General features: G+C 29.1%; 13 protein-coding genes. 11 read left to right on the top strand and 2 right to left on the bottom strand.

Going from position 1 to position 15,782, the window contains the following annotated elements:
- Together OIO11_RS05150 and OIO11_RS05145 are read left to right on the top strand one after the other, a co-directional pair.
- On the top strand, window positions 1-978 hold the full coding sequence (locus OIO11_RS05150; RefSeq protein ID WP_268070347.1) for a 3'-5' exoribonuclease YhaM family protein: 978 nt from the start codon (window positions 1-3) through the stop codon (window positions 976-978).
- A 427-nt stretch (window positions 979-1,405) separates the two neighbouring features.
- A complete protein-coding gene (locus OIO11_RS05145; RefSeq protein ID WP_268070346.1) occupies window positions 1,406-2,941 on the top strand; it encodes a phosphomannomutase/phosphoglucomutase in 1,536 nt (511 codons plus the stop codon).
- A gap of 56 nt (window positions 2,942-2,997) precedes the next feature.
- Here OIO11_RS05145 and OIO11_RS05140 read toward each other — a convergent pair whose 3' ends face one another.
- A complete protein-coding gene (locus OIO11_RS05140; protein WP_268070345.1) occupies window positions 2,998-5,235 on the bottom strand; it encodes a helix-turn-helix transcriptional regulator in 2,238 nt (745 codons plus the stop codon).
- 461 nt (window positions 5,236-5,696) lie between these two features.
- Between OIO11_RS05140 and OIO11_RS05135 the strand changes: the two genes are divergently transcribed.
- From OIO11_RS05135 to OIO11_RS05105, 7 genes are all read left to right on the top strand, one after another.
- Window positions 5,697-6,689 carry a sugar ABC transporter substrate-binding protein gene (locus OIO11_RS05135; RefSeq protein ID WP_268070344.1) on the top strand — a complete coding sequence of 331 codons (993 nt, stop codon included), beginning with the start codon at window positions 5,697-5,699 and terminating at the stop codon, window positions 6,687-6,689.
- A gap of 173 nt (window positions 6,690-6,862) precedes the next feature.
- Complete coding sequence (locus OIO11_RS05130; RefSeq protein WP_268070343.1) at window positions 6,863-8,359, top strand: sugar ABC transporter ATP-binding protein; 1,497 nt, start codon at window positions 6,863-6,865, stop codon at window positions 8,357-8,359.
- Window positions 8,360-8,372: 13 nt separating this feature from the next.
- On the top strand, window positions 8,373-9,380 hold the full coding sequence (locus OIO11_RS05125) for an ABC transporter permease (RefSeq protein WP_268070342.1): 1,008 nt from the start codon (window positions 8,373-8,375) through the stop codon (window positions 9,378-9,380).
- Window positions 9,381-9,526: 146 nt separating this feature from the next.
- Window positions 9,527-10,054, top strand: a complete 528-nt coding sequence (locus OIO11_RS05120) for a hypothetical protein (protein ID WP_268070341.1) — start codon at window positions 9,527-9,529, stop codon at window positions 10,052-10,054.
- Between the two features lie 27 nt (window positions 10,055-10,081).
- On the top strand, window positions 10,082-10,408 hold the full coding sequence (locus OIO11_RS05115) for a hypothetical protein (RefSeq protein WP_268070339.1): 327 nt from the start codon (window positions 10,082-10,084) through the stop codon (window positions 10,406-10,408).
- A gap of 168 nt (window positions 10,409-10,576) precedes the next feature.
- The gene (glgA, locus tag OIO11_RS05110; RefSeq protein WP_268070338.1) at window positions 10,577-12,013 is read left to right on the top strand and encodes a glycogen synthase GlgA; all 1,437 of its coding nucleotides are present in this window, start codon (window positions 10,577-10,579) and stop codon (window positions 12,011-12,013) included.
- 20 nt (window positions 12,014-12,033) lie between these two features.
- Window positions 12,034-14,469 (top strand): glycogen/starch/alpha-glucan phosphorylase, encoded by a 2,436-nt coding sequence (locus tag OIO11_RS05105; RefSeq protein ID WP_268070337.1) that lies wholly within the window; start codon window positions 12,034-12,036, stop codon window positions 14,467-14,469.
- Between the two features lie 63 nt (window positions 14,470-14,532).
- Here OIO11_RS05105 and OIO11_RS05100 read toward each other — a convergent pair whose 3' ends face one another.
- The gene (locus OIO11_RS05100; RefSeq protein ID WP_268070336.1) at window positions 14,533-15,180 is read right to left on the bottom strand and encodes a LysM peptidoglycan-binding domain-containing protein; all 648 of its coding nucleotides are present in this window, start codon (window positions 15,178-15,180) and stop codon (window positions 14,533-14,535) included.
- A 155-nt stretch (window positions 15,181-15,335) separates the two neighbouring features.
- Between OIO11_RS05100 and OIO11_RS05095 the strand changes: the two genes are divergently transcribed.
- Window positions 15,336-15,536 (top strand): H-type small acid-soluble spore protein, encoded by a 201-nt coding sequence (locus OIO11_RS05095; protein ID WP_268070334.1) that lies wholly within the window; start codon window positions 15,336-15,338, stop codon window positions 15,534-15,536.
- 19 nt (window positions 15,537-15,555) lie between these two features.
- Window positions 15,556-15,747: a hypothetical protein gene (locus tag OIO11_RS05090; RefSeq protein WP_268070332.1), complete on the top strand. Its 192-nt coding sequence runs from the start codon at window positions 15,556-15,558 to the stop codon at window positions 15,745-15,747.
- The last annotated feature ends 35 nt before the right edge of the window (window positions 15,748-15,782 follow it).

Raw genomic sequence — 15,782 nt, 5'->3', positions numbered from 1 at the left:
ATGGACATATTAGTTAAGCACATATCAGAATTTGAGGTTAATGATAAAATCGATGGATTTTTTATTATAAAAAGTGCGGAGTGTAGAACAGCGAGCAATAGCAAAAAATATCTTGATTTTACTATAAGCGATAAAACAGGAGATATTAATGCAAAGTACTGGAATTACAACGAAGGAGATGAAGAAAATTATATACCTAATACTCTTATAAAAGTAAGAGGCAGTGTTGCAGTATGGCAGGGCAATATGCAGTTTAAAATAGATAGGATAAGACTTACAAATAAACACGATAAAGTGAATGTAGCTGATTTTGTTCCAGCAGCACCGTATTCGGCAGAGGAAATGTACGAGGAAATGTTAAAGTACATTTTAAAAATTGAAAATGAAGATATACGAAAAATAGTGGAAACTATTATAGATGAAAAAGGTGAAAAAATTATGCACTATCCTGCTGCTAAGAAAAATCACCATGCTGTAAGGTCAGGACTTTTATATCATACAACTACAATGCTTAGAGCAGGAGAAAAGCTAAGTGAAATATATACATTCATAAATACTGATTTGCTTTATGGAGGAATCATACTGCATGATATGGCAAAGATTGATGAAATGGATGCCAGTGAGCTTGGTATTGTAAGTGATTATACAGTAGAAGGACAATTGCTTGGACATATAATTGAAGGAATTAAAAGGATTGAGTCAGCAGCAGAAAAGGTTGGAGCAGATAAGGAAGTTGCAATGCTTTTACAGCATATGATTTTATCTCACCACTACGAAGCTGAATATGGAAGTCCTAAAAAACCTATGATTCCAGAGGCACAGCTTCTTCACTATTTAGACATACTAGATGCAAGTCTGTATGATATGAATAAGGCTCTTGGCGAAACAAAAGAAGGAGAATTTTCAAGCAGTATTTATTCTTTAGATAAGAGAAGAATATATAAAGCTAAAATAAATTCAAACAAAGATAATGAATAAATGATTTAGATAAGAACAATGTAGTGATGCATTGTTCTTTTTATTTCAGAATAAAATTATAAAAACAATATTGTTATTCCAAAAATGTAAAAATGTGTTAAAATAAAAATATGATTTATAAATGTATATAAGTTACAATAAATACTATTCATTGTATTAAAGTTTTATCCAAGATTTTTTCATAAATTGATCATTGAATAATGAGTATTGATAATTGTAATATATATTTCTGTAAATAAAATAACTTTAACTATATGCAATGATATGATTATTTAGTATAATAATTAAATCAAAATAAAGAACATTATGAAAATTAATGTGTAAGGTGAAAATATTGTTCAGAAGTATATAGTAAAATATAATTTATCTCATAATTTGGTTGTACTAAGTTAAAATTGATTAACATAAGCGTAAGGAGGGGATTAACATGAGTGTGAATTGGGAAAAACTCAGAAATGGAACAGATATAAGAGGAGTTGCATTGGAAGGCGTTGAAGGTGAAAAAGTCAATCTAACGGAAGAAGTGGCTAACATATTAGGCGCTTCCTTTGGGACATGGTTGTCAGGAAAAAAGAAAAAGGATATTAATGAACTAAAAGTGTCTATAGGTACTGATTCTAGAATTTCGGCACCAGAACTAAAAAGAGCAGTAATAGGTGGGCTTACTGGTTTAGGCTGCAATGTTTATGATTGTGGTATGGCATCTACTCCAGCTATGTTTATGACTACAGCTTTAGAAGAACACAATTCAGATGGTGCAATTATGATAACTGCAAGTCATCTTCCTTTCAACAGAAATGGATTCAAATTTTTTACAAAGGAAGGTGGAGTTGAAAAAGAAGATATTATAGATATATTATCTATAGCTGAAAAAAATGATTTCACAAAGGTACAGAATAAAGGAGAAGTTAAAGAAATAGATTTTATATCTGTATATGCTGATATTTTGGTAAATAAAATAAGAGAAGGTGTCAATGATCCTGTGGACAAATTAAAACCTCTTAGAGATTTTAAAATAATTGTTGATGCTGGTAATGGTGCTGGAGGATTTTTTTCAGAAAAGGTTTTAAAACCTTTAGGAGCAAATACTGAAGGAAGTCAATTTATTGAGCCTGATGGTAGATTTCCAAACCATATTCCAAATCCAGAAGAAAAAGAAGCCATGGAATCTATTAAAGAAGCTGTTTTAGATAATAAAGCAGATTTAGGTATTATATTTGATACAGATGTAGACCGTGCTGCTGTAGTAGACAGTGAAGGTAATGAAATCAACAGAAATCGTTTGATAGCTTTAATATCAGCTATTGTATTAGAAGTACATCCAAATTCAACTGTTGTTACAGATTCTATTACATCTAACGGATTAAAAGAATTTATTGAAGAAAAGCTTGGTGGAGTTCATCACCGTTTCAAGAGAGGATATAAGAATGTTATAAATGAAGCAATCCGCTTAAATAAAGAAGGTAAGGAAAGCTATCTTGCCATAGAAACATCAGGACATGCAGCTTTAAAAGAAAATTATTTTCTTGATGATGGTGCTTATTTAGTAGCTAAAATTTTAATAAAAATGGCTAAGCTTAAGTTGGAGCAAAACAAATCTTTACATAGTCTTATCAAAGAATTGGGAGAACCTCTTGAAAGCTTTGAGTTTAGAATGAAGATAAAGTGTGAAGACTTCAAAACTTATGGCAACAAAATAATCCAGGACTTAGAAGAATATGTGAAGACAAAAGAGGGATGGAACATAGTACCTGATAATTATGAAGGAATACGTGTTGCAGTAAATAAAGAATCCGGGGATGGCTGGTTCTTATTACGGTTATCTTTACATGACCCAGTAATGCCTTTAAATATAGAATCAGATTCCAATGGTGGAGCAAAGAAAATAGCATCTAATTTATTGGAGTTATTTAATAAATATGAAAAGCTTGGTTTGAATGCAATAAATAAATTTTTAGATTAATATAAAAAAGCATGAAATTTTCAGCTATATGCTGGGTTTCATGCTTTTTTATCAAATTACTTTGCTTTATTTATATTTCTATATTGGGCTGGAGAAATTCCATAAGTCTTTTTAAAAGCAGTATAAAAATAATTACTGTTATTATAACCAACTTTAGTAGATATCTGAATAACTGGTAAATCAGTAGTATTTAATAAGGCTTTAGCTTCATTAAACCTATAGTCAGCTACGTATTTTGAAATTGACTTGCCAGCAGTACTTTTAAAAATTGACCTTAAATAATTAGTAGATATATTAAAGTGATCACTAATTTCTTCTATTGAGAGTGACGGATTAGAAAAATTATTATGAATATATTTTTTAACATCAGTTATTAATATATTTGTTTTATTTAGCTTTTTTTTAGTTAATTTATCAATAACACTTTTATATAGGTTTAATAACCAAACTTTTGTATCTTCAATTGTTTCAAATGCATTCAAATTATGAATAAAATTATTTATATTAGTACAGAAATTTTCATTGTTTATATTGCATAGATTATTAATTAGTTTTTCAGAATTAATAGCCAAATTAGTTATAAATAATATCATATCATCGTAAGAATATTTCAATATTTCATTAAACATTTTATTAAGTTGAGTTTCTACTTTCTCTATTTTACCTAGCTTAATAGCTTCAAAAAGAGCATGTTCCATATTCTCATCATAGTTATATTTGGTATTAATATCATCAAAAATTTTGTGTTTATATAATATGGAGTTTGGACCATATTTGAAAGTATAGTTAATATATTTTTTCGAACTACTATATGATTTGGATATTTTAGAAATAGTTTTAGCAAAATCTCCTATACTGGAAGATAAAGAAATATTTAAATTGTCATATGTGATGGTTTGAATATCTTTAATACTGTTGATTATATTTTCAAATATATGGCTATTTATTTCTTGTTTTATGCTTAAAATTGCAGCTACAGTATTGTCTATAATTATAGTTTCAGTATTATATTTATTTAAAAATATTTCTGTTATTATATTTTTTATTCCAAATCTAATTAAACGTCTATCATTTTTCAGTGAATACTTATTGTAAAAAATTTCAAGTGAATCAATTTTAAAAAGTATAACAATAAGATGTTCCATATCTATATTAATGTCTAATTCATTAAATTTAGTATTATAATCACTGATGTTTTTTGTGTCATTTAGTAGTAAATCTTTTAAGAATCGTTTTCTTATAAAGACTATCTCATCTAATGATAACCTTTTCAAACTGGCGGGCTGAGAGAGTATTTCATTTATTGGAGCATATATTTTATTTGACATAATATATGCAAGTACAATTCCAATAGAAAATAGGATTAAAGATAGAAATATTAATGTATTCATTGATTTTTTTACTTTTCCCAACAAATCTTCATAAGGAATAATATTGATAAATTTTAAATCATTATTTTTGGAAGTTGCATATGTAATAAAATAAGTTTTATTATCTAGAGAAATAGTAAAACTATCTTCTGATTTATGTGAGTTAAGTATGGATTCTATGTAATCTTTATTAGAAATATTGCATAAAAACTTGCCAGGAATAGAATTAAAAATCACTTCTCCTTTTTCATTGATTGCAAATAGAGTATTGTCAATTTCATAGTTCTGTTTAAAATACTTTCCAAGTATATCAGCATTAATATTTAGGATGATTGCTCCATCAGGTAGAGTATTGTTAGAAATTGAAACATTGGATAAAACCACAGAAAGAATATTTTTAGCTGTTACAGTACCTTCAGTAGAGGTAAGTCTAATTTTATTTGCAATAAAATTAGAGCTAAAAGTTTCTTTTTTCTTTATAAGTATATTTCTCATGACATTATCATAATTAGGCTGCAAATTTGCATCTAAAGAAGAATAAAACTTATTATCAGATTTATTAAAAACAAATATAGAATCAATGCTATAAGATAGAGAATGTATATGTCTTATTTTAGCTAGTGCAGACTCTTTAAGTTTTGAAGATGAAGAATACATTAAATTATGAATGTTATCATCAAGGTACAACTCATAAAGATAAGATTTAGCCCAATTCAAATTAAAATTAGTATAATAATCTGCCTGATGTAAAGTTATTGATGAAGAATCATTCCCTTGCTCAACAATCAATCTTTTGTAATTTGTATAAAAAGTTAATGAAGCTATACATAAAATAATAGAAACTATAATCAAATATGAACTTATAAGCTTTGTAAATGTACTATTCAAATTAAATCTTAAAAACAAATCTTTTTTTAATTTCATTTTATCACCCTTTTAAAGTAGTAGAGTAGTTAATAAACTCCATCGATTACAATGGTTAAAAAATAAAGTAATTACAATATATGTATAAGAAAAGCTAAATAGGATTTAAACAATTTATTAATATTCAAACAGTAAAAATATTTAAAAATTAAACAAATAGTAAAAGATAAAAATTGAAAAATTCAGAAAATTTTTATAATATAAATGTGTGGTTGGTTACAAAATATTATATCTTATGGAAGAAAATACATTTATTATTTATTCTATGAAAAAAGAAAAAATCCTTTTTACTGCTACAAGTTAATTATTAACATAAGATTAAAAAATGGTTAAAAATTTTGGTCTTATGTAATTCTTATAAAGTTAATACAAAAAATAAAAAAGGAGGAAATTTAATAAGATCATAGCCAAAGTTATTATAAGTAATAAAAAATGAAAAAAAGGATGAGGGGGATTATTTAATGAAAATTAAAAAAATATTAGGAACAGTTATCATTTCTACTATGTTAGCTTCATCATTTGTAGCGTGTGGAAATAAAAGTACTGCAACTGCTGGTAAAGATGCAGGTGCTGAAAAAAAATCAGAAGAAGTTACTATAGGAGTTGTTTTAAAAACACTTAATAGTGATTATTGGAAATTAGTTCAAGCAGGTGCTCTAGATGAAGCTAAGAAATTAGGTGTAAAAATAGAAGTAATAGGGCCTAATGCTGAAACTGATATTATGGGACAAACTTCTATGATGGAAGATCAAATAACAAAAAATGTATCTGCGCTAGTTATATCACCATCTCAACCAAGTGCAGCAATAACTTCATTTGATAAAGCTGATGAAGAGAAAATACCTGTACTTTTAATAGATACTGATGCTCAATGGGATAAGAAAAAGTCATTTATAGGAACAGGTAATGTTGCTGGTGGAAAAATGGCAGGTAAATATATAGGAGAAAAAATTGAAAAAGGTTCTGAAATTGTTTTTATAAGAGGGGCGCTTGGGGATGTTACACATGATGAACGTGTAAATGGAGCAAAAGAAGAAATAGAAGCAGCAGGATTAAAGCTTATAGAAATTCAGCCTGCAGATAGTGATAGAAATAAAGCTATGACAGTAATGGAAAATCTTCTTCAAATACATTCTAATGTAAAAGCTGTATTCTGTTCAAATGACGAGATGGCTTTAGGAGCAGTTAGAGCTCTTAAACAAGCAAACAAAAAAGACGTTCTAGTTGTTGGATTTGATGGTTCTCCAGATGCATTAAAATCTATTAAAGCAGGAGAACTTACTGCAACAGTTGCACAAAATGCATATAACATGGGTAAATCAGGTGTAGAAGCGGCTGTTAAAGTTGCTAAAGGAGAGAAAATTGATGCTAGAATAGATACTGGAACAAGCTTGATAGATAAGGCAAATGTTAAGAAAGCTCAAGAAGATTTAAATAAGATATTAGGTAAGTAGAATAGAGAAAGTGGGAATATAAGTCACTTTACAAGTAATTAGGATATATATTGCAATTACCAAGAATAGTATTTTTGCAACTTATATATAAATAAAAAACTTGTAAAGTGATTTATTAAATAAAGTAAATATTATGATTACTATTATAAAGGAAGAAAACGGAGGTGGTTTAAATGAAACAACCACTTATTGAGTTAAAGGGTGTTTCTAAGGTATTTCCAGGAGTTAAGGCACTTGATTCTATAGATTTAGAAATACAACCAGGAGAGATTCATGGCTTAATCGGTGAAAATGGAGCTGGAAAATCTACTTTAATAAAAATATTAACTGGTGCATATAAAAATGATGCTGGAAAAATATTTGTAGAAGGAAAGGAAACAGTTATCCAAAGTCCAAAGTATGCTATGGAGTTAGGTATAAATGCTATTTATCAAGAACTTAATATAATGCCGGACTTAAAAGTTGTTGACAATATATTTATGGGTAGAGAAATAAAAACTAACAATAAAAAAGGAATGCTTGATATAAAGACAATGACTGAAAAAGCCAGAATGTTGCTTAAAGAACTTGGACAAAATATAGATCCTAAAATGAATATTGCTGAGCTTGGAATGGGACATCAGCAGATGGTTGAAATAGCTAAATCTCTTTGTATAGATACTAAGTTATTAATTATGGATGAGCCTACTTCAAGCTTAAGTGAAAGAGAAGTAAGGGAACTTATGAAAACTATAAGAGGATTAAAAGAAAAAGGAATAGCTGTTGTTTTCATATCGCATAGACTGCCAGAGATTTTTGAAATTTGTGACAGGGTTACTGTAATGAGAGATGGAAAGAAAATAAAAACTTTAAATATTGAAGAATTAACAGAAGATGAATTAATTAGGTTGATGGTAGGTAGGAGTTTAGAGCAGCAATTTCCTAAAATAAAAACTGAAATTGGAGAAGAAGTATTAAGAGTTGAAAATTTAAAAAGAGAAGGTGTTTTTGAAAATATTAGTTTTAACCTTAGAAGAGGAGAAATATTAGGTATGGCAGGACTTGTTGGAGCAGGTCGTACAGAGGTTGTTAGAGCAATTTTTGGTGCTGACCCAATAGATGATGGTAAGGTTTATATAAAAGGTAAGAAAGCCAAAATAAAATCACCGACAGATGCTATGAATAATGGTATAGCATTTTTAACGGAGGATAGAAAGAGTCAAGGCTTGATACTTGAGAACACTATAGATTTTAATATGTCAATAAGTTGTTATGCTAAATTTAGAAAGAATGGATTATTAAATTTAAAAGAAATAAAAAAATCAGCAGAGGAGAATATTAGAAAGTTAAAAATTAGTCCGCCGAATCCTTCATTTTTAGCTGGTCAGTTAAGTGGAGGAAATCAGCAGAAAGTAGTTATAGGAAAATGGCTTAATACAGATGCAGATATATTTATATTCGATGAACCTACCAGAGGTATAGATGTAGGTGCTAAGGTAGAAGTTTATAATATTATGAATAAGCTGGTTTCACAAGGAGTTGCAGTAATTATGATTTCATCAGAACTGCCAGAAGTAATCGGAATGAGTGACAGAGTAATAGTGATGAGTGAAGGAAAGCTAACCGGTGAAATACCAAGAGACGATTTAAGTCAGGAAAATATTATGAAGGCTGCTACAGCAAGTAATTAAGGAGGGAAGTTATATGCAAAATACTGAAATGAAAAATGAAAGATTTACAGTGGAAAAAAATGAAAAATCATTAAGAGATATAATTAGTAAATTTGGACCTTTATTAGGATTGATACTGCTTTGTGTAATTTTGACAATCGCATCACCTCAATTCTGTACCTTTAAAAATATTATGAATGTTGCTAGACAATCAGCTATTAACAGTTTAATCGCTTCCGGTATGCTTCTTGCAATATTAACAGCAGGAATCGATCTTTCTGTTGGTTCTATGTTAGCATTGTCAACATGTGTTATGGGTGTAGCTTTGAGAGCAGGAGTTAATCCATTCTTGGCTATGATTTTATGTATAGGTTGTGGAGCTTTCTTAGGATTAATTAATGGATTGTTACTTACAAAATTACATCTTCCACATCCATTTATATCAACTTTAGGTATGAAAAATGTAGCTAGAGGACTTGCGCTTATGGTTACAGCAGCATCCCCTATATCAGGATTTCCTAAAGCAGTTCAATTTTTAGGATCTGAATTTTTAGGTCCTGTACCTGTAAGTTTCATATTAGTAATAATGGTATTTATTGGCTATCATATATTTTTAAATAGAACTGCTCAAGGCAGACATATATATGCAGTAGGAAGTAACTCAGAAGCTGCAAGATTATCAGGTGTAAATGTTAATAAAACATTAGTTATAGTTTATACATTATGTGGTACAATGGCAGGTCTTGCTGGTTTGGTATTAGTAGGTAGAGTTAATGCAGCATTTCCACTTGCAGGTCTTGATTTTGACTTGGATGCTATCGCTGCTTGTATTATAGGTGGAGCATCATTCATGGGTGGTGCAGGTACAATTTGGGGAACTTTAATTGGTGCCATGATAATTTCAGTTTTAAGAAATGGTTTGAACCTTTTAGGTGTATCTGCTGACTTACAAACAGTTGCAATAGGTCTTGTTATTATTGGTGCTGTTTATGTAGACGTTTTAAGAAGACGTGCTGAGAAGAAAGTAAAAGTTAAAGCATAAAAAATGGACAGAGAATCAATTTTCTCTGTTCATTTTTGTTTTTTGGCATATGTTCATATTTAAGTTTCTATTCTAAGCATTCAAGGAATTTTTAAAAGTGTACAAGCATATAGTTAGTAATATTCTAAAATATGGAGGAAATTAATTTGAATATGAAAAATTATGATACTTTTATAATTGGACACATTTCATTAGATGAAATTATTTATAAAGGTGAAATGTGTAAAACATATGGAGGTGCAGTTCTTGCATCATCTTATTCGGCAGCAGCAGGAGAAGTTAAAACAGGAATCTTTACAAAAGTTCTAAAAAATGATGTAGAAATAATAAATATTTTTAATATACCTAAAGAGGATATTTACTATGATTATACAGAAAGAAATACTTCAATTAGAAATGAATATTTATCAGATGACAAAGAAAGAAGAATTTGTACCGCACTTAGTATTGCAGATCAATTTAAAATAAATGAATTGCCTGAGGTAAATTCTAAAATTTATCATTTGGCAGGTTTAATAGTGGGAGATTATGAAGAAGAAATGATAAAATATCTTTCAAGGAAAGGGAAAGTGGCAGTAGACGTTCAAGGATTTTTAAGACATGCTGCAAATGGAGAAATGATTTTTAAAGATTGGAAGAATAAAAGAGATTATTTGCCATATATTGATTTTTAAAAAACTGATGCTGCAGAAGCTGAAATTATGACTGGATATGCAGATAGAAAGGAAGCTGCAAAAATTCTGTATGGATGGGGAGCTAAAGAAATAATGATTACTTATAATACAGATGTTCTTATATATAATGGTAAAGAATTTTATACTGCGCCTTTAAAACCTAGAAATTTATCGGGAAGAACTGGAAGAGGGGATACTTGTTTTAGTGCTTATATTACAGAACGACTTAAGAAAGATATAAAAGAAGCTGTGATTTATGCAGCAGCATTAGTATCCTTAAAGATGGAGAAACCAGGTCCATTTAGAGGAACAAGAAGTGATGTGAAAAACTATATAAATCAATTTTACAAATAAATGTAAATGGATATAGATTAACTTTAAGTCTATATCCATTTAATTTTTTACTTAAATTTCTTATTAATTATAAAAATAATATGATATAATGATTAAAGGTAAAAAATGTAATATAATTAATAAAATTCAAATTATAACATAATATATTATAAGTGGAGGAGGATGTTAATGAAAGTTTTATTTGTCGCTTCAGAAGCGTATCCATTCATTAAAACAGGAGGTCTTGGAGATGTAGCTTATGCACTTCCAAAGGCTCTTAGAAAACTAGGAATTGATGTAAGAGTTATAATACCTAAGTATCAGCAAATCAGTAATAGATATACTGAGAGAATGGAAAGAATTAGTGAGTTTACTGTTCCAGTTGGATGGAGAAATCAGTACTGTGGACTTTTAAGGGCAGATGAAGATGGAATACCTTTTTACTTCATAGATAATGAGTATTATTTTAAAAGAGGTACAGCTTATGGAGACTATGATGATGGAGAAAGATTTGCATTTTTTTCAAAGGCTGTATTAGAGGCTATTAGTCATATGGAAGATTTTGTACCAGACATACTTCATTGTAATGACTGGCATAGTGCTATGTGTATTCCATTACTTAATGAACACTTTAGGTGGAGATGGCAATATAATAATATAAGAACTGTTTTCACAATACACAATTTAAAATATCAAGGTGTATTTGGAAAAGAAATTTTATCACAATTATTGAATTTAAGTATGGAATATTACTCAGAAGATAAACTAAAACAATATGATGGAGTTTCATTTATGAAAGGAGGTATTAAATTTGCAGATGCTGTTTCAACAGTTAGTCCTACGTATGCACAAGAGATAAAAACAGAATATTTTGGGGAAGGACTACATGGGTTATTGCAATGTAGAAGTAATGAACTATATGGAATATTGAATGGGCTTGATACAGAAATTAATAACCCACATATAGATCCTAATTTATTTTTTAATTACGGTGAAGATAATTTGGAAAATAAATTCAGAAATAAGGAAGAACTGCAGAAAATGCTGGGATTACCTGTAAATAGAGATATACCAATGATAGCAATGGTTACAAGGCTTGAAGAACAAAAAGGACTAGATTTGGTTCAATGTGTGATTGAAGAAATACTTAGGGAAAATGTACAATTTGTAGTTTTAGGAACAGGCACACAAAAGTATGAAGATATGTTTAAATTTTTCGCATGGAAATATCCACATAAAATGTCATCTAACATATACTTTGATGCATCTCTTGCACAAAAGATATATGCTGGCTCAGATATGTTTTTGATGCCATCGAGATTTGAACCTTGCGGTATAGGACAGCTTATAGCTTTAAGATATGGAAGTATTCCAATTGTGAGGGAAACTGGTGGACTTAATGATACTGTTAATCCGTATAATGAATTTAATGGTTCAGGAAATGGCTTCTCTTTTGCCTGCTTCAATGCCCATGATATGCTTAATACAATAAAAAGAGCTATAGGTTTCTATTGGAATAAATCAATATGGAATACATTAGTTAGACGTGGTATGCAAGAGGACAATAGTTGGCAAAAATCTGCCTATGAATATATCAATATGTATAACAGAATAATGTGGAAGTAATTAATTTAGGAGTGAGGGGCATGAGTTTGAATAGCGAAACTATAAAAAAAGATTTTAGGAGAAAACTTATTCACATGTTTTCAGAGGATATTGAGGGAGCTTCAACACTTCATAAATATTTGGCTTTTGGAAGCTTAATAAAAGAATATTGTGCTGAGAACTGGTTAAAAACAAATAAGCAGTACAGAGAAAATAGTAGAAAGCAAGTTTATTATTTTTCTATGGAATTTTTAATAGGAAAGCTTCTTAGAAGTAACTTATTGAATCTTGGAATAGAGCAAGAGTGTGAAAAAGCACTAAAAGATCTTGGCATAAGTCTCAGTGAATTAGAAGAAGCCGAGATGGATGCAGGACTTGGAAATGGAGGTCTTGGAAGATTAGCAGCTTGCTTTTTAGATTCTATGGCATCCTTAGGAATTCCAGGACATGGATGTGGAATAAGATATAAGTATGGATTATTTGAGCAGAAAATTGTTGATGGATATCAAGTTGAAATTCCTGATAATTGGCTAAGAGAAGGTAATATATGGGAGACTAGGAAGGATGATAAATCCATAATAGTTAAATTTGGTGGAAGAGTAACTCATTATATGGAAAATGGAAGAATGCTTTTTAAACATGAGAATTACGATCAGGTTTTAGCTGTTCCTTATGATACTCCTGTTATCGGATATAATAATAAAACAGTAAATACTTTAAGATTATGGAGTGCTGAAACAGTAGAGAGTGATAAAGAATTAGATTTTTCATTTTTTAAACACGGTAATTATTCAAAAGCTGTAGAATATAAATCCTCTGTAGAATCTATTTCTCAAGTTTTATATCCAGATGATTCTCAGCTGGAAGGAAAAATTTTGAGATTGAAACAGCAGTACTTTTTTGTAAGCGCAGGTATTCAAAGTATAATAAGAAGTTATATTAAGACAAGAAAGCCTATAAATGATTTATATAAATATGTAGCTATTCACGTTAATGATACTCATCCATCACTTGCAGTTGCAGAACTTATGAGAATATTAATTGATGAAAAAGAATTGGAATGGGATGAAGCGTGGAATATAACAACTAAAACTATATCGTATACTAATCATACTATAATGGCAGAGGCACTTGAAAAATGGTCTATAAGCATATTAAAAAATTTATTACCTAGAATTTTTATGATAATAGAGGAAATAAATAGAAGATTTACAGATAAGTTATTTGCAAAGTATCCTAACAATTGGGGAAAAGTAAATAATATGGCTATCATTAATAATGGAGAAATTAGAATGGCTAATCTTGCAATTGTGGGAGGACATTCAATAAATGGAGTTGCAAAGCTTCATACGGAGATATTAAAAGGAAGAGAGCTTTCAGATTTTTATGAATTATATCCAGAAAAATTTAATAATAAGACAAATGGAATAACTCATAGGAGATGGCTTCTTCAAGCTAATCCAAAGCTTGCAAAACTTATTACTGAAACCATAGGTGATAAATGGATTGAGCAACCTACAAATCTTATAGAATTGTTAAAATATTCAAAATACTCTTCTTTTCAAGATGAGGTATATAAGATTAAAAGAAACAATAAAGTTAGGTTTGAAAAACATGTAAAAGATAAGTATGGAATAGTTATTAATCCAGATTCAATTTATGATGTACAGGCAAAAAGACTTCATGCATATAAAAGACAAATCCTTAATTTATTTAATATTATGTATTTGTATAATAACTTGAAAGAAAATCCTAACTTGGATATTGTGCCAAGAACCTTTATTTTTGCGGCAAAGGCTTCTCCAAGTTATTACTTGGCTAAGGAAATAATAAAATTGATAAATACTGTTGGAAATAAAATAAATAACGATAAAACAATAAATGATAAGATAAGAGTTATTTTCCTTGAAAACTACAGAGTGTCGTTAGCTGAAAAAATAATTCCTTGCGCAGATGTTAGTGAACAAATATCAACGGCTTCAAAAGAAGCTTCAGGTACTGGAAATATGAAATTCATGATGAATGGAGCAGTAACTGTTGCAACATTAGATGGTGCAAATATAGAAATAAGAGATGCTGTAGGAGATGAAAATATTGTAACCTTTGGTATGCTTGCAAAAGAAGTTATGAATTATGAAAAAAATGGTGGATATTCTTCAAGAGAATTATATGATAAAGATCCTACAATTCATATAATGGTAAATCAAATAATGAATGGGTATTTTGGAGTTCCAAGTGCTGAATTTAAAAATATATATAATCACTTAATAGAACGTAATGATGAATATTTTATTTTTAAAGATTTTAACTCTTATGTTAAAGCACAAGATAAAATAGATAAATTATATAGAAACAAGACTAAATGGGAGGAAATGTGTATAACAAATATTGCTCATTCAGGAATTTTTTCAAGTGATAATACTATTTTGAAATATGCCAGTGAAATATGGAATGCAAAGCAAGTTAATATAAAGTAGAGAAGTTACTATTATATAGAAAGAGTGTATAACTGATTTATACACTCTTTCTATATAGTAAAGTTAGTCTTCAGTTGAAGTTGCTTCAGCATTTGTTGTTTTAACATTATCTTGAGGGATAAATATAACTCTGTTTTCGGTAATTGATTTAGGGTCTGATATATTATTTCTTTTCATGATAACATCAACAGCTTTATTTGAGTCTATTGAAGGAAGATATTTTGTTGCTATTTGATATAATGTTTCACCCTTAAGTATTGTATGCTCCACACAACCAGTAGTATCTATAGGATTTTCAGGTATAAGTAAATGAACACCTACAGGTAGAATTTCTGAGTTTCTAATATTGTTCATTTCTATGATTGTTTTAATGGCATCATTTTCGCCACACCAAGGCATTAAATTTTCAACTATGCTTGATAATGTATCTCCTGATTGTACTACATATTCTGATTGTTTTTCATAAGTTTTAGTAGATTTATCTTTAGTTTTGCTAGCTTGTGTATCCTGTTTAATATTAGCAGTATTACTTTTTTCTTTAGAAGTACTATTCGTAGCAGGTTTCCCAGAGTTTTCATCCATAGTAATTACATTGTCCTTATCAGGTGTATCTATTAAATTACTTATGCTTCTAGTCATAAAAAATACTCCTAAAAATAAAACAATGCCTGAAGAAATAATTATTAATGATTTTTTGAATTTTGAATTCATGTTTAAAACTCCTCTCTTAATAAGTTTACATCTAAATTATTGACAGCTTTTAACTTTTAATACACCTTATATGAAAAAATAAAAAAAATTTATACATAATTCAGTACATTTTTAGAGAAACTTTTTATATAGTCTAGATATGAGGAGGTAATAATATGGATATGAAAAGACTTCATGAAATCATAACTAACAGGGAAAATGTTAAGATAATGTACGATGGGCATCCAGTATGGATTGAAAGAGTAGATAATGATACTGAAACAGCACAAATTAGAACTTTAGATACGCGAGAAGTAAAGGGAGTATACGTTAAAGAATTAGTAAACACAGAAGATGTGGTTAATATAAAGCATTAAACTTATAGGGGTGGTCTTAATGTTTGTTCATAGAAATATTTATGAAACCGAAATAGGTGACTACTTGTTTAAAGCAAATGATACAAAAGGTTTAGTAGAAGTTTTTGATGAAAATAATCAGATGATTGGATTTATCAGAAGAGCACCTGAAAGCTATGAGCAGTTTCTTGTGATAGCACATAAAATGTATAATGATATGGAAACACGTTGATAAAAGAAAGTACGATAACAGAAACTGGGAGAAGT

Source organism: Clostridium sp. ZS2-4 (assembly GCF_026719745.1).
Taxonomy (GTDB): domain Bacteria; phylum Bacillota; class Clostridia; order Clostridiales; family Clostridiaceae; genus Clostridium_H.
Note: the sequence above shows the minus strand (reverse complement) of the source record. Positions and strands in the feature narration are given on the sequence as shown.

Coding starts and splice junctions, on each gene's coding strand:
- OIO11_RS05150 (WP_268070347.1), top strand. CDS start 1: ATGGACATATTAGTTAAGCACATATCAGAATTTGAGGTTAATGATAAA.
- OIO11_RS05145 (WP_268070346.1), top strand. CDS start 1,406: ATGAGTGTGAATTGGGAAAAACTCAGAAATGGAACAGATATAAGAGGA.
- OIO11_RS05140 (WP_268070345.1), bottom strand. CDS start 5,235: ATGAAATTAAAAAAAGATTTGTTTTTAAGATTTAATTTGAATAGTACA.
- OIO11_RS05135 (WP_268070344.1), top strand. CDS start 5,697: ATGAAAATTAAAAAAATATTAGGAACAGTTATCATTTCTACTATGTTA.
- OIO11_RS05130 (WP_268070343.1), top strand. CDS start 6,863: ATGAAACAACCACTTATTGAGTTAAAGGGTGTTTCTAAGGTATTTCCA.
- OIO11_RS05125 (WP_268070342.1), top strand. CDS start 8,373: ATGCAAAATACTGAAATGAAAAATGAAAGATTTACAGTGGAAAAAAAT.
- OIO11_RS05115 (WP_268070339.1), top strand. CDS start 10,082: ATGACTGGATATGCAGATAGAAAGGAAGCTGCAAAAATTCTGTATGGA.
- glgA (WP_268070338.1), top strand. CDS start 10,577: ATGAAAGTTTTATTTGTCGCTTCAGAAGCGTATCCATTCATTAAAACA.
- OIO11_RS05105 (WP_268070337.1), top strand. CDS start 12,034: ATGAGTTTGAATAGCGAAACTATAAAAAAAGATTTTAGGAGAAAACTT.
- OIO11_RS05100 (WP_268070336.1), bottom strand. CDS start 15,180: ATGAATTCAAAATTCAAAAAATCATTAATAATTATTTCTTCAGGCATT.
- OIO11_RS05095 (WP_268070334.1), top strand. CDS start 15,336: ATGGATATGAAAAGACTTCATGAAATCATAACTAACAGGGAAAATGTT.
- OIO11_RS05090 (WP_268070332.1), top strand. CDS start 15,556: ATGTTTGTTCATAGAAATATTTATGAAACCGAAATAGGTGACTACTTG.